The sequence below is a fragment of the Amycolatopsis sp. NPDC049688 genome (assembly GCF_040674975.1).
Classification (GTDB): Bacteria; Actinomycetota; Actinomycetes; order Mycobacteriales; family Pseudonocardiaceae; genus Amycolatopsis.
In genome coordinates, this window is the sequence record NZ_JBFANY010000004.1 from 602,479 (window position 1) to 617,256 (window position 14,778).

Annotated in this window: 10 protein-coding genes; 4 read left to right on the plus strand and 6 right to left on the minus strand. The window is 72.4% G+C overall.

Going from position 1 to position 14,778, the window contains the following annotated elements:
- Nucleotides 1–31 precede the first annotated feature (31 nt).
- Entirely contained in the window at nt 32–895 is an 864-nt protein-coding gene (locus tag AB0J55_RS18185; protein WP_364249208.1) for a GNAT family N-acetyltransferase, read from the plus strand.
- Here AB0J55_RS18185 and AB0J55_RS18190 read toward each other — a convergent pair.
- Nucleotides 820–1,176, minus strand: a complete 357-nt coding sequence (locus AB0J55_RS18190; RefSeq protein WP_364249210.1) for an MmcQ/YjbR family DNA-binding protein — start codon at nt 1,174–1,176, stop codon at nt 820–822. The two genes, AB0J55_RS18185 and AB0J55_RS18190, sit on opposite strands and share 76 nt — an antisense overlap.
- A 55-nt stretch (nt 1,177–1,231) precedes the next feature.
- Between AB0J55_RS18190 and AB0J55_RS18195 the strand changes: the two genes are divergently transcribed.
- Nucleotides 1,232–1,984, plus strand: coding sequence for a fructosamine kinase family protein (locus tag AB0J55_RS18195; RefSeq protein ID WP_364249212.1), 753 nt, complete (start codon nt 1,232–1,234; stop codon nt 1,982–1,984).
- Here AB0J55_RS18195 and AB0J55_RS18200 read toward each other — a convergent pair.
- From AB0J55_RS18200 to AB0J55_RS18210, 3 genes are all read right to left on the minus strand, one after another.
- Nucleotides 1,981–2,631 (minus strand): HNH endonuclease family protein, encoded by a 651-nt coding sequence (locus AB0J55_RS18200; RefSeq protein WP_364249214.1) that lies wholly within the window; start codon nt 2,629–2,631, stop codon nt 1,981–1,983. The genes AB0J55_RS18195 and AB0J55_RS18200 overlap by 4 nt on opposite strands.
- 89 nt (nt 2,632–2,720) lie before the next feature.
- Entirely contained in the window at nt 2,721–3,581 is an 861-nt protein-coding gene (locus AB0J55_RS18205) for a hypothetical protein (RefSeq protein WP_364249216.1), read from the minus strand.
- 133 nt (nt 3,582–3,714) lie between these two features.
- Nucleotides 3,715–5,448: a pyruvate dehydrogenase gene (locus AB0J55_RS18210; RefSeq protein WP_364249218.1), complete on the minus strand. Its 1,734-nt coding sequence runs from the start codon at nt 5,446–5,448 to the stop codon at nt 3,715–3,717.
- Between the two features lie 70 nt (nt 5,449–5,518).
- On the opposite strand from AB0J55_RS18210, the gene AB0J55_RS18215 reads away from it, so the two are divergent.
- Both AB0J55_RS18215 and AB0J55_RS18220 read left to right on the plus strand, forming a co-directional pair.
- A complete protein-coding gene (locus tag AB0J55_RS18215) occupies nt 5,519–6,427 on the plus strand; it encodes a LysR family transcriptional regulator (protein ID WP_364249220.1) in 909 nt (302 codons plus the stop codon).
- 51 nt (nt 6,428–6,478) lie between these two features.
- Nucleotides 6,479–7,576 carry an ionic transporter y4hA gene (locus AB0J55_RS18220; protein ID WP_364249222.1) on the plus strand — a complete coding sequence of 366 codons (1,098 nt, stop codon included), beginning with the start codon at nt 6,479–6,481 and terminating at the stop codon, nt 7,574–7,576.
- Here AB0J55_RS18220 and AB0J55_RS18225 read toward each other — a convergent pair.
- Together AB0J55_RS18225 and AB0J55_RS18230 are read right to left on the minus strand one after the other, a co-directional pair.
- On the minus strand, nt 7,566–9,944 hold the full coding sequence (locus AB0J55_RS18225; RefSeq protein WP_364249224.1) for a SpoIIE family protein phosphatase: 2,379 nt from the start codon (nt 9,942–9,944) through the stop codon (nt 7,566–7,568). The genes AB0J55_RS18220 and AB0J55_RS18225 overlap by 11 nt on opposite strands.
- A gap of 4 nt (nt 9,945–9,948) precedes the next feature.
- Nucleotides 9,949–14,499, minus strand: coding sequence for a HAMP domain-containing protein (locus AB0J55_RS18230; protein WP_364249226.1), 4,551 nt, complete (start codon nt 14,497–14,499; stop codon nt 9,949–9,951).
- Nucleotides 14,500–14,778 lie beyond the last annotated feature (279 nt).

Consider the following 14,778-nt stretch of genomic DNA (forward strand, 5'->3'; position numbering starts at 1 on the left):
GTTCCCCGTCCGCTTCCGCCACTGTGGGGAGGTGGACGGGGAACGGCTGTTTTGCGACACCGCGCTGGCGGCTCGGATCGAGCGCGCGGAAGCGCAGTTCGTCGCCGCGTGCAGCAACGCCGCCCGGGTGCGGCTCGGGGACGGTGCCGGGTTCGCGCGTCCGCTCGCCGGGGGCGTCGCCAGCTTCGCCGAAGCGGACTCGCCGTTCAACAAGGTCGCGGGCCTCGGCTTCGCCGGCCTGCCCGAGGACCTCGACGAGGTCGAAGCGGCCTACGCCCAGCTTGGCTCTCCGGTGCAGGTCGAGCTGTCCCACCTGGCCGATCCCGCCGTCGGGGCGTTCCTGACCGCGCGCGGCTACCGGCTGGAGTCGTACGAGAACGTGCTCGGCCGGCGCCTCGGCGGCCCGGTGGAAGCCGCCGGCGGCGTGGTCCGGCCGTGCCGGGACGACGAGCTGGAGACCTGGCTGGCCGCCATCGCCGACGCCTCCATGGTCACCGACGCCGAAGGCCTGCCTTCGCACGAAGACTTCACCCCCGAAACGATCGTGAACGCGCTGCGGGACATGGCCGGGGTCCGGCGGTACACCGCCGAACGGAACGGCGAGTTCGCCGGCGGCGCCAGCTTCCGGGTCACCGACGGGATCGCGCAGTTCGCCGGCGCCGCGACCGTGCCCGCCCACCGCCGCCGCGGCGTCCAGACCGCGTTGCTGCGCACCCGGCTCGCCGCGGCCACCGCGGCCGGGTGCGACGTCGCCATCGTCACCACGCTACCGGGGTCGAAGTCGCAGCAGAACGCGCAGCGGCAGGGGTTCGACCTGCTCTACGCGCGGGCGATCCTGGTGAAGGGCACCTCGGCGACGAGTTCCTCCGGGGCCGACAGCCGCCAGGCTTCGTAGAGGAGCTCGGCGAGTTCGTCGGCGTCGATGCCGTCGAGGTACACGACCACCCAGCCGAACCCGCCGGCGGTGAACTGGACCTCGAACACGTCCGGGCGTTCCGACACGAGCGCCAGCTGCTCGGACACGGTCTGCTTGAGGCCGACCGTCCGGGTGCGCGGCCAGAAGTAGCCGAACCGCTTGCCGCGCACGCTGAACGACGAGTAGTCGCGCGCTTCCGACCGCTGGACCTCCGCCAGCGCACCGAGCAGCTGTTCGAATTCCCGGACCTGCACCGTCACCGTCGTCTCCCCCTGTCTCCGGCAACCACCGTAGCGCGCCGGTACCGTGCGGGACATGACCGAGTCCGGAGACGACCGCGACGTGGTGGTCAAGCGGGGCCACGCGCCCGGCGCGACGGCGGCCGAGGTGGCGGGCCTGCGCTGGCTGGCCGCGGCGGGCACGGTACCGGTGCCGGTCGTGCGCAGCCACGACGCCGGCCAGCTGGTGATCGACCGTGTCCCGGCGGGGCGTCCGTCGGCCGAGGCGGCGGAGCGCTTCGGCCGCGGGCTGGCCGGGCTGCACGGCGCGGGCGCCCCGGCGTTCGGCGCGCCGCCGCCGGACGGGCCGGCGGACGCGTGGATCGGCCGGGCCCCGATGGCCAACGTCCCGGCGGACGACTGGGCGGCCTGGTACGCGGCGGACCGCGTGCTGCCCTACGTCCGGCTGGCGGTGGACGCGGGGACGTTCGGCCCGGCCGAAGCGGCGTTGTTCGAGCGGGCCTGCGCGCGGATCCCGGCCTCGGCCGAGCCGCCCGCGCGGCTGCACGGCGACCTGTGGAACGGCAACGTCCTCTGGGACGGGCGCGAGGCGTGGCTGATCGACCCGGCCGCCCACGGCGGGCACCGCGAGACGGACCTGGCGATGCTGCACCTGTTCGGCTGCCCGCACCTCGAGCGCGTCATCGCCGCCTACGACGAGGCGACGCCACTGGCGGACGGCTGGCGCGACCGGATCGGGCTGCACCAGCTGTTCCCGCTGCTGGTCCACACGGTCCTGTTCGGACAGTCCTATGCGGACCAGGCGGTGGCCACGGCCCGGTCGTTCTAGCAGTGGTCGAGCATGGTCTCCAGGGCCTTCTTTTCGGGGACGGTGATCGTGAGGCCGTAGTTGGTCTTGACGACGATCCAGTCCGTGGCGTAGGTGCACCAGTACGAGACCAGCGGCGGCTTCCAGGCGTCCGGGGCCTTGTCGCTCTTCTGCTCGTTGAGGTTGTCGGTGACGGCCTTGAGCTGCGGGCGGACGAGGTCGTTGGCGAACTGCTCACGCCGTTGCCTGGTCCACGACTTGGCGCCGCTGATCCACGCCTGCCCGAGCGGCACGACGTGGTCGATGTCCACATCGGACGCCTTGTGCCAGGTCTCGCCGTCGTAGGGGCTGACCCAGGTGCCGGACTTGGGGGCGCACTGCGCGTCGGTCTTGACGTCCTTGCCGTCGCGCTTGAGCACCTGTTCCCGGACGTCGCAGTTGGCGTCGACCTTGTCCCAGTGCGGGAACTCGTCGCGGCTGTAGCCGTCCATGGTGCCGCGCACGGCGACCTTGAGCGCGGCGAGCTGGCTGCGCGCCTCGGTGGGCGACACCGGCGGGGCGGCGGCCGTCGCGGGTGCCTGGGTCGCGAGCCCGTCGGCGAGCTTGCACCCGGTGAGAGACGAGCCCGCGAGGACGGCGAGAAGGACAAGCGCTCGGGTGCGCGGCATCGTGAACCCCTTTCACATCTACCGGGAGGTGCCCAGCAGAGGGCCCGGGGAAACGGTGCAGACGGCGTAGTTGACGCGATCCGTTCGGGTCAAGAGCCGTGGAAAACCTGCGCCACGAACACGGCGGCCACCACCCCGGCGGCGACGAGCACGGTGAGCACGAAGACCAGGCCCCACGGAACCTGCCGGATCGGCCGCGGCCGAGGGAAGACGGCGGAGCCGGGCCCGCGCACGGGCGGGATCCAGGCGGGTTCCTCTTCGGCCACGGGCGGCGGTTCCGCCGGGATGGGCACGACGGCGGGCAGTTCGGGCACCGGCGAGCGGACGGGAAGCCGCGCGGGAAAGCCATCGGCGAGCAGGGCAGCCCGGGGCGGGGCGAGGTGGGCGAGGGAGAGGGCGTAGCAGGCGTCGAGGATGTCGTCGGCGGACCAGACGGTCCGCCACCGGTTGTGCTGGCTGATGATCCGCCGCAGGCTGCGGGGATGAGCGAGGACGACGGCGACACCGGGGATGGCTTGTGCTGGAGACTCGGGTCCGGTGACGAGCGGCTCGGACGCTGGGGCGGGGATCTCGGGCGGCGCTGCCGCCGGGCCGGGCCCGGCGCCGAGCGGCGGGGGCACCACCGCGACCAGCCCCGTCACATACCGCCCACCCTCATGCCCGGCGAGCGCGCCCTTCGCCGCCTCCACCGCTGCTCCGGTCCGGTCTCCCGGGCCCGGCCACTCCGCCGGTCCCGGTGCGTGGGCCGCGATCACCACCACTCCGGTTCTCGTGAACACCAGCGCGTCCACGAACCGGGCGCCCAGGCGGCTCGGCAGACTGACCCCCACCAGCGCCAGGCCCGTCAGGTGGTCCGGGCCCGGCCCCCACGAACGGAGCAACTCCACCAGATGCCCCACCGCCGGGGGCAGCACCCGGTCTTGGCCGGTGCGCTGGAGAGCCACGAGCACGCCGGCACACCTCCCACGACGAAACGGCGAGCGCTTCCTCGAAGGTAAAAGGCAACCCGCCTCCGTCCCAGCAGCCGAACGAGTGGTCGATCACCACGGTGGGTAGCCGACCAACCGTCCACTGTGGACCGGACTACGGCCGCGGGGTGTTGCGCAGGTTCGCCCGGGCCAGGTCGACCATCTTGCCCACACCCCCGTTGAGCACCGTCTTCGTCGCGCCCAGCGCGAACCCGCGGACCATCTCGCCGGTGATCCGCGGCGGGATCGACAGCGCGTTCGGGTCCGTCACCACCTCGACCACCGCCGGGCCCGGGTGGGCGAACGCCTTCTCCAGCGCGCCGCGGACGTCGGCCGGGTCCTCGACCCGCTCCGCGAACACGCCGCACGCCGCCGCGATCGCCGCGAAGTTCACCGGGGCGTGGTCGGTGCCGAAGTCCGGGAGGCCGTCCACCAGCATTTCCAGCTTCACCATGCCCAGCGTGGCGTTGTTGAACACCACCACCTTCACCGGGACGTCGTACGCCGGCAGCGTCAGCAGGTCGCCCATCAGCATCGCGAGCCCGCCGTCGCCCGACAGCGACACCACCTGGCGGCCCGGCTGGGACAGCTGCGCGCCGATCGCGTGCGGCAGCGCGTTCGCCATGCTGCCGTGCCGGAACGACCCCAGCACGCGGCGGCGGCCGTTCGGGGTCAGGTAGCGCGCCGCCCAGACGTTGCCCATGCCGGTGTCGACGGTGAACACCGCGTCGTCGGCGGCGACCTCGTCGAGCACCGAGGCGACGTACTCCGGGTGGATCGGGCGGCGGTGCTCGATCTTCGTCGTGTACGCGCCGACGACCTTCTCCAGCTTCCGCACGTGCTCACGCAGCATCCGGTCGAGGAACGCCCGGTCGGCCCGGGGCCGCAGCAGCGGCAGCAGCGCCCGCAGCGTTTCCTTCACGTCGCCGTGCACCGCGAGCTCCAGCGGCGTGCGGCGGCCGAGGCGCGAGGCGTCGTGGTCGAGCTGGATCGTGCGCGCCTGCGGGAGGAAGTTGTCGTACGGGAAGTCCGTGCCCAGCAACACGATCCGGTCGGCTTCGTGCATCGCGTCGTAGCAGGCGCCGTAGCCGAGCAGGCCGCTCATGCCGACGTCGAACGGGTTGTCGTACTGGATCCACTCCTTGCCGCCGAGCGAATGCCCGACCGGCGCGGCGAGCTTCTCCGCCAGCCCCATGACCTCGTCGTGCGCGCCGCGGACACCCGCGCCGGCGAACAGCATCACCTTCTCGCCGGAGTTCAGCAGGTCCGCCAGCTCCTGGACGGTCTCCGGCGAAGGCACCGCGGGCGACGGCGTGACCAGCGGAAGCCGCTCGGTCAGCGGGCCGGTGGCCTTGCGGTCGGCGAGGTCGCCGGGGATGGTCAGCACCGCGACGCCGCCCTTGCCGACGGCGGCCTGGGTGGCGATCCGCAGCAGCCGCGGCAGCTGCGCCGGGTCCGCCACCACCTCGCTGAAGTGACTGCACTCGGCGAAGAGCCGGTCCGGGTGGGTCTCCTGGAAGAAGCCGGTGCCGATCTGGTTCGACGGGATGTGCGACGCGATCGCCAGCACCGGGGCGCCCGAGCGGTGCGCGTCGAAGAGGCCGTTGATCAGGTGCAGGTTGCCCGGGCCGCAGCTGCCCGCGCAGACCGCGAGCTTGCCGGTGACCTGCGCCTCGGCCGCCGCGGCGAAGGCGGCGGTTTCCTCGTGGCGCACGTGCACCCAGTCGATGCCGTCGGTGCGGCGGACGGCGTCGACGATCGGGTTCAGGCTGTCGCCGACGATGCCGTAGATGCGCTCGACGCCCGCGTCCCGCAGGGTCCTGACCAGTTGTTCTGCCACGGTAGCCATACCTCCACCCTGCCCCGCGGCGATCAATGCGTCCAATGCCTGATTGGCTGAAAATCCATACACTGGATGCATGGACGTCGAGACGCTGCGGCTGTTCCGGGAGGTCGCCGCCGGCGCCACGGTCACCGAGACCGCGGCCCGGGGACACCTGACCCAGCCCGCGCTGTCCCGGGCCCTGCGCCGCCTCGAGCGCGACGCCGGCGCCGAGCTGTTCCGCCGGTCCGGGCGGGTGCTGCGGCTGACGCCGGCCGGGCACGCCTTCCGGCGGCACGTCGACCTCGTGCTCGACCAGCTCGACCAGGGCCTGCGCGAGGTCGGCGAGATCGTCGCGCCGGGCACCGGGGTGGTCCCGCTGGCGTTCCTGCACACGTTCGGCACCTGGCTCGTGCCCGAGGTGCTGCGTGGCTTCCTGCACGAGCACCCCGGCGCCCGCTTCGAACTCCGGCAGCACGGCGAGGCCGGGCTCGAGGCGGAGCTGCTCGACGGCACCGCGGACCTGGTGATCACCAGCGGCGACCCCGGGCACCCGCAGCTGCACTGGTCCCGGCTGCTCGTGGAGCCGCTGCGGCTGGCGGTCCCGCCGCGGCACCGGCTCGCGGGACGCCGCCGGGTCCGCCTCGCCGACGTCGCGGACGAGACGTTCATCCTCCTGCGCCCGGGTTACGCGCTGCGGGAGACGACCGAGCGGCTGTGCGCCGAGGCCGGGTTCGCCCCGCGCACCGGGTTCGAAGGCGACGAGGTCGAAACGCTGCGTGGGCTCGTCACCGCCGGGCTCGGGGTTTCGGTGCTGCCCCTGCCCCACACGGCGGCGTTCCCGGCGCCGCACCTCGAACTGACCGATGTGGACGCTGCGCGCGACATCGGCCTGGCTTGGGCGACCGGCCGGAAACTCCCGCCGTTGAGCGAAACCTTCCGCCGGCACGTGCTGACGGCCGCACCACGGCTGGTCCAAGTCGACCGTCCACATGGGACGATGTGAGAAGTGCCTTACGGGACAGCGGAACCCGCGCCGGTGTGCCAGGGTGGAGACATGGTCGCCGCGCTGAGATCCTTCCTGCTGTCCTGGACCTCCGTCACCCCGGTGCTCGGCGTGCTCGTGCTGGCGCTGTCCTGGGGCCGCGACCTCGGCCCGGTCTTCGTGGCCGTCGTCGCCGTCGCGCTGGGGGCGACCGTGCTGGCCGCGGTGCACCACGCGGAGGTCGTCGCCCACCGCGTCGGGGAACCGTTCGGCTCGCTGGTGCTCGCGGTCGCGGTCACCGTCATCGAGGTCGCGCTGATCGTCACGATGATGGTCTCCGGCGGCCCGGACGCCGGTTCGCTGGCGCGGGACACGGTGTTCGCGGCCGTCATGATCACCACCAACGGCATCGTCGGCATCTCGCTGCTCGTCGGCGCCCGCCGCTACGGCTCGACGCTGTTCAATTCCGAGGGCAGCGGCGCCGCGCTGGCGACGGTCGCGACGCTGGCCACGCTGAGCCTGGTGCTGCCGGCGTTCACCTCCAGCACGCCCGGGCCGGCCTTCTCCCCCACCCAGCTGACGTTCGCCGCGCTGGCGTCGCTGGTGCTGTACGGGACGTTCGTGCTGACGCAGACGGTCCGCCACCGCGACTTCTTCCTCCCGGTGGCGGCCGACGGCGCGGTCAAGGAGGACGACCACGCCGACCCGCCGACCGACCGGGCGGCCCTGGGCAGTCTCGTCCTGCTGCTCGTCGCGCTGGTCGCGGTGGTGGGGCTGGCGAAGGTGGAGTCACCGGCGATCGAGGCGGGCGTGCGCGCGGCCGGCTTCCCGCAGTCGTTCGTCGGCGTGGTGATCGCGCTGCTGGTGCTGCTGCCGGAGACCCTGGCCGCGGTCCGCGCGGCCCAGCGCGACCGGATGCAGATCAGCCTCAACCTGGCGTACGGCTCGGCGATCGCCAGCATCGGCCTGACGATCCCGGCGATCGCGCTGGCGTCCGTGTGGCTGCCGGGTCAGCTGCTGCTCGGCCTGGGTCCGACGCAGATCGTCCTGCTGGCGCTGACGGTGGTGGTCAGCGTCCTGACGGTGGTCCCGGGCCGCGCCACCCGCCTCCAGGGCGGCGTGCACCTGGTCCTGCTGGCGGGCTTCCTCGTGCTGGCCATCAATCCGTGACGGTGATCACCTCGATGCCGACCACGCAGGTGTCGTCGTCGGTGTCCGCCGTGCTGTAGGTCAGCAGCCGGTCCAGCTGGTGCTCCAGCCCTCCGTCGTGGCCGTCGACCAGGGTGACCAGGCGGGACACCGAATCCTGGACCGGGCGGTCGCGGCGCTCGATCAGGCCGTCGGTGTAGATCAGCAGGATGTCGCCCTCGGCCAGCTGCAGATCGTCCTCCTGGTAGGCCACGTCGCGGACCGCGCCCAGCAGGGAGCCGCGGATCAGCGGCAACGTCGTCGCCGTGCCGTCGCGGTGGCGGACGATCGGGGGCAGGTGCCCCGCCCGGGCCCAGCGCAGCCGGCGGCTGGCCGGGTCGTACACCGCCGCCACCGCCGTCGCCGTGACGTGGTCGGTCAGGTGGTAGGCCACCAGGTTCAGCCACGTCAGCAGCTGACCCGGCCCGGCGCCGGTCGCCGCGAGGCCGCGCAGGGCGTTGCGGAGGCTCACCATGCCCGTCGCCGCGTCGATGCCGTGGCCGGCCACGTCGCCGACGCACAGCAGGACCTCGCCGGTCGGCAACGCCACCGCGTCGTACCAGTCGCCGCCGACCAGGTGTTCCTTCTCCGCCGGGCGGTAGCGGACCGCCGCGCGCAGGCCCGGCATGTCGATCGGGCCCTTGGCCGGCGGCATGATCGCGTGCTGCAGCTGCAGCGCCAGCCGGTTGCGCTCCATCGCCTCCTGCTCGGTCTCGGCCAGCCTGTCCCGCGTCGCCGCCAGCGCCACCTCGGTCCAGTGCTGCGACGAAACGTCCTGGTAGGCGCCGCGGACCGCGACCAGCTCACCGCGGCCGTCGGCCACCGGCTCGGCGACCACCCGGATGTGCCGGGCGACGCCGTCGGAGCGCTGCAGCCGGAACGCCGTCGACGACGGGCGCTTGTGGTGCAGCACTGCCCGCAGGAACCGGCCGATCGCCGGCGCGTCGTCGGGGTGGGCGTTCGCGGCCAGGTCGTGCAGCGACAACGGCGTGGCGTTCGGCGGCAGGCCGTACAGCGCGAACAGCTCGGTGTTCCAGGTGATCGCCCCGGTGACGACGTTCTCCTCGAAGCCGCCGATCCGGCCCAGCCGCTGGGCGTGCTGCAGCAGCACGGCGAGCTTCGCCGCGTCGTCCTGGATGCGCAGGATCAGCAGCACGTTCCCGGCGAACCGGGTGACGTTGACGTCGGTGAGCACGGTCAGCGGCACCTGGTCGACCAGGGTGGTGATCGCCATGCTGTCGGCCCGGAACGGCTCCCCGGTGGCGTAGACGCGCCGGATCTTGTCCAGCAGGCCGCTCTCCTCGGCCGCCAGCGGGTAGGACTCCAGCATCCGGGTGCCGACGATCCGGCTGCGCGGCCGCCCGCCCGGGTCGGCGAACCGGACGTTGGCGTGGTGGATGCGGAAGTCGCTCAGGTAATCGCCGCCGTCCAGGCACGGCGACAGCAGCACGGCCGGGTCGTGCAGGCCGTCGATGAAGTCGACCAGCTCGCTCAGGAAGTCCCCGGAGCCGTCCGCGGCGACCGGCGCGATCACGCCGTCCCACGTGTCGAGGGTGTGCGCGCACAGCTCGGCCAGCGCCTCCAGCTGACGGCGCTGGCGGCCCGGTTCCGCGGGCAGCGGCTCCGGCCAGCACATCTCGACGACGCCGATGATCCGGCCGCCGGTGCCGGTCGGCACCGCGACGCGGCCGCCGCCGGACAGCGTGTGCTGCCCGACCGACGGCAGCCCGGCCGTCGCCAGCGTCGGGAACCAGACGGTGTCGCGTTCGATCAGCGCGCTGCGGGCGGGCGTGGCCACGCCCGGCGGGACGTACCGCCAGCGGGCCGCCTCCTCGGCCGAGAAACCCGCCGACCCGGCCAGGGTCAGCGAGCCGTCGGGCCCGGCGAGCCACACCGCGACCGCGGTCGCGCCCATCGGCCGCAGCGCGTGCTCCAAAATGGACTCCGCGACGCGCTGGGTGTCCCCGGCGGCGAGCACGCCGCTTTCGGCGGTGCGCAACCGCACCGCGACGGACTCTTCGCCTTCGGCGCGGGCGAGGAACTCCTGCGTCACCTCGGTGATGCGGTCCTCGGCCGCCTCGCCGACGACGTCCGCGGCGAACGCCAGCGGCGTCATGCCGGAGCGTTCGGCCAGCGTTTCCAGCTGCCTCGCGGCGTCCGCCGGCGTGCAGTGGAGGCGTTCCATCAGCACGCCCTTGGCCAGCTCGATCAGCGCACGGCCGTCGGCGACGGCGTGCGCGTGGTCGACCTCGCCGCGCAGCCGCGCGACGGTGTCGGCGAGCCGGGCGAGGTTGGCCGACACCTCGGCGGGCGGCGGCAGCACGGGGACGATCTCGTTCTCGGTCGTCACCCGATCACGCCGTCACGTGCCGCTTGATGCGGGTGATCAGATCGTCGGCGTCCACCGGTTTCGTCACGTAGTCGGTCGCGCCCGAGGCCAGGCTCTTCTCCCGGTCCCCCGGCATCGCCTTCGCCGTCACCGCGACGATCGGGATGCCGGCGTGCTCGGGCATCGCGCGGATCTTCGCGGTCGCGGTGTAGCCGTCCATCTCCGGCATCATCACGTCCATCAGGATCAGGTCGATGCCCGGGTGCGCGGCGACCGTTTCGACGCCCTTGCGGCCGTCCTCGGCGTGCAGCACCTGCATGCCGTGCAGCTCCAGGATCCCGGTCAGCGCGTAGACGTTGCGCGGGTCGTCGTCGACGATCAGCACCGTGCGCCCGGCCAGCGTGGTGTCGACGTCGGCCGGCCGCACCGGCGCGGCCGGCTCGTCCGGGCGGACCAGCGGCAGCACCGCGCCGGGCTCTTCGGCCGACAGGTGCAGGGCGATCCGCTCGCGCAGTTCGTCCAGCCCGGACAGCACCTCAAGGGACTGCCGGTCCGCGCGGGACTGCACCAGCTGTTCGAGTTCGACGTCGAGCCGGCGGCTGTTGTGCGCGAGCACCGGCACCAGCCGCAGCGCGCTGTCGCCCTGCATCGCGTCGAGGAAGGTGAACGCCGTCCGGTCCGGCAGGTCCAGGTCGAGCACCACGCAGTGGTAGGCGTCGGTGGCGAGGGCGGCCGCGGCCTCCTGCGTGCCGACCGCCGTCACGACTTCGACGTCGGCGGGCGAGAGGCCGATGTCGCGGCTGTCGGCCAGGTCCGCCGCCGCGCTCTCGGCGACGAGGGTGAGCAGGCCGTGCTGGCGTTCCTCGACGACCAGCAGCCGCCGGTACGGCCGCGGGCCCGAGGACGCCACGGCGGTGCCGGAATCCGTCGTCACCAGGGCGGTGCCGGGGTGCTCCCCGGCCGGCAGCGGCGCGAAGTCCGGCCGCGCGACCGGCAGCGAGAAGGTGAACGTGCTGCCCTCGCCCAGCGTGCTCTCGGCCGTGATGACGCCGCCGAGGAGCTGGGCGATCTCCCGGCTGATCGACAGGCCGAGCCCGGTGCCGCCGTACTTGCGGCTGGTGGTGCCGTCGGCCTGCTGGAACGCGCCGAAGATCGATTCGAGCTGGTGCTCGGCGATCCCGATGCCGGTGTCGGTGACCCGGAACGCGACAGCGGGCCCGTGCACGCGCAACGGCCGTGGCAGCCGTTCCGGGTCCACCGGCTCGATGTGCAGCTCGATCCCGCCGACCTCGGTGAACTTCACGGCGTTGGACAGCAGGTTGCGCAGCACCTGCCGCAGCCGCGAGTCGTCGGTGAGCAGCTCGGTCGGCGAGCCGGGCGCGACGGTGATCCGGAAGTCGAGGTTGCGCTGCGACGTCATCGGCCGGAACGTCGCCTCGACGTAGTCGATGAGCTGGCGCAGCGACACCTGCTCCGGCGTGACGTCCATCTTGCCGGCCTCGACCTTCGACAGGTCGAGGATGTCGTTGATCAGCTGGAGCAGGTCCGAGCCCGCGGAGTGGATGATGCCCGCGTACTCGACCTGCTTGGCGGTGAGGTTGCGGGTCGGGTTCTGCGCGAGCAGCTGGGCGAGGATCAGCAGGCTGTTGAGCGGGGTGCGCAGCTCGTGGCTCATGTTGGCCAGGAACTCCGACTTGTACTTCGACGCCAGGGTCAGCTGCTGGGCGCGGGCCTCCAGTTCCTGGCGGGCCTGCTCGATCTCCAGGTTCTTCGTCTCGATGTCGCGGTTCTGCGTGACCAGCAGCGCCGCCTTCTCCTCCAGCTCGGCGTTGGAGGACTGGAGTTCCTCTTGCCGCGCCTGCAGTTCTTCGGACCGGGCCTGCAGCTCCGCGGTCAGCCGCTGCGACTCGCCGAGCAGCTCGTCGGTGCGGGCGTTGGCGACGATGCTGTTGACGTTGACGCCGATCTGCTCCATCAGCAGTTCGAGGAACGCCCGGTGCACCGTGGTGAAGCCGTGCACCGAGGCCAGCTCGATCACGCCGAGCACCTGGTCCTCGACCACGATCGGCAGCACGATCAGGTTGGCCGGCGCGGTGCTGCCCAGGCCGGACGAAATGGTGGCGTACCCGGGCGGGACGTCGTCGACGGCGATCGCGCGGCGGCTGCGGGCGGCCTGCCCGACCAGCGACTGGCCCACCTTGAAGCGGACCGCGGGGCCGTCGCCGTCGTCCGGGTGGCCGTAGGCGCCGACCAGCCGCAGCTCGGGGACCTCGGCGGTGTCGTCGGCCAGGTAGAACGCGCCGTACTGGGCGTTGACCAGCGGGACGAGCTCGTCCATCACCGCGGCCGCGACGACGGCGAGGTCGCGGCGGCCCTGCATCAGCCCGGTGATGGTGGCCAGGTTGGACTTCAGCCAGTCCTGCTCCTGGTTCGCCCGCGTCGTCTCGCGCAGCGACTCCACCATCGAGTTGATGTTGTCCTTCAGCTCGGCGACCTCGCCGGAGGCGTCGACCGTGATCGACCGGGTCAGGTCGCCCTCGGCGACCGCGCTGGTGACCTCGGCGATCGCGCGCACCTGCCGGGTGAGGTTCCCGGCCAGCTCGTTGACGTTCTCCGTCAGCCGCTTCCAGGTGCCCGACACGCCTTCGACCTCGGCCTGGCCGCCGAGACGGCCCTCGCTGCCGACCTCGCGGGCCACGCGGGTGACCTCCGCGGCGAACGCCGAGAGCTGGTCGACCATCGTGTTGATCGTGGTCTTGAGCTCGAGGATCTCGCCGCGGGCGTCGACGTCGATCTTGCGGGTCAGGTCACCCTGGGCGACGGCGGTGGTCACCTGGGCGATGTTGCGGACCTGCCCGGTGAGGTTGTTCGCCATCGAGTTGACGTTGTCGGTGAGGTCCTTCCAGGTGCCGGCCACGTTCGGCACCCGGGCCTGGCCGCCGAGCATGCCCTCGGTGCCGACCTCGCGGGCCACCCGGGTGACCTCGTCGGCGAACGCGGACAGCGTGTCGACCATCGTGTTGATGACGTCGGTCAGGGCCGCGACCTCGCCCTTGGCCTCGACGGTGATCTTCCGGGACAGGTCACCGCGGGCGACCGCGGTCGCGACCTGGGCGATCGAGCGCACCTGGCCGGTCAGGTTGGACGCCATGACGTTGACGTTGTCGGTCAGGTTCTTCCAGGTCCCGGACACGCCGCGGACGGTCGCCTGGCCACCCAGGTTGCCCTCGGTGCCGACCTCGCGCGCCACCCGGGTGACCTCGTCCGCGAACGCGGACAGCTGGTCCACCATCGTGTTGATGGTGTCCTTCAGCTCGAGGATTTCGCCGCGGGCGTCGACACGGATCTTCTGGGACAGGTCACCGCGGGCGACCGCGGTGGTGACCTGGGCGATCGACCGGACCTGCGCGGTGAGGTTGTCGGCCATGACGTTGACCGACTCGGTGAGGTCCTTCCAGGTGCCGGAGACGCCCTTGACGTCGGCCTGGCCGCCCAGCCGGCCCTCGGTACCCACCTCGCGCGCCACCCGGGTGACCTCGTCCGCGAACGCGGACAGCTGATCCACCATCGTGTTCAGCGTGTCCTTGAGTTCGAGGACCTCGCCGCGGGCGGTGACGTTGATCTTCTGCGAGAGGTCGCCGCTCGCCACCGCGGTGGCGACCTGGGCGATGTTGCGAACCTGGTCGGTCAGGTTGCCGGCCATGAAGTTCACCGAGTCGGTGAGGTCGCGCCAGGTGCCCGAGACACCCTTGACGTCGGCCTGGCCGCCCAGCCGTCCTTCGGTGCCCACTTCTCGCGCGACGCGCGTGACCTCGTCGGCGAACGACGACAGCTGGTCCACCATCGTGTTGATGGTGTTCTTGAGTTCGAGGATTTCGCCGCGGGCGTCGACGGTGATCTTCTGCGACAGATCACCCTTCGCGACCGCCGTCGTCACCTGGGCGATGTTGCGGACCTGGTCGGTCAGGTTGCCGGCCATGAAGTTCACCGAATCGGTGAGGTCGCGCCAGACACCGCCGACGCCGGGCACCTGGGCCTGGCCGCCGAGGCGGCCTTCGCTGCCGACTTCGCGCGCCACCCGGGTGACCTCGTCCGCGAACGACGACAGCTGGTCCACCATCGTGTTGACGGTGTCCTTCAGCTCCAGGATCTCGCCGCGCGCGTCGACGTCGATCTTCTGCGACAGGTCGCCCTTCGCCACCGCGGTCGCCACCTGCGCGATGTCACGCACCTGGGTGGTGAGGTTGCCGGCCATGGCGTTCACCGAGTCGGTGAGGTCCTTCCACGTGCCGGACACGCCGGGGACCTTCGCCTGGCCGCCGAGCTGCCCCTCGCTGCCGACCTCGCGGGCGACGCGGGTGACCTCGGAGGTGAACAGCGAAAGCTGGTCGGCCATGCCGTTGAACACCGTGGCGATCTCGCCGAGCAGGCCGTCGGCCCCGCCGGGCAGCCGGATGCCGAAGTCGCCGTCGCGGACGGCGGTCAGGCCGGCCAGCAGCCGGCGCAGCTCCTGCTCGCCGGCCTCGCCCACTCCGGCGACTGCCCCGTTGGCACCCGGGCGCGCCCCCTCGACCATTGCCCCACCCATCCGCCACCCGTTTCCTGGTTTGCCGGCGCTCGGCGCCGCCCCGCTGTCTGCACACCGGATGGCTCAGCATAGTGCAGCTGCACTAAACTGGACGGCAACGGTTGAGCAACCAGCCGCGCCCGTGTCCGCGCGTGCTCACCCCAGGCGGTCCTCGAAGCCTTTCCTTTCCTGCCAGGCCATCCGGCCACACTGACCCGTTCGGCTGAATGGCGGCACGGGTTCCGCCGACGTGCTCTCCCCGACGTCGCGGAGCTTCGTCGCGCCCGC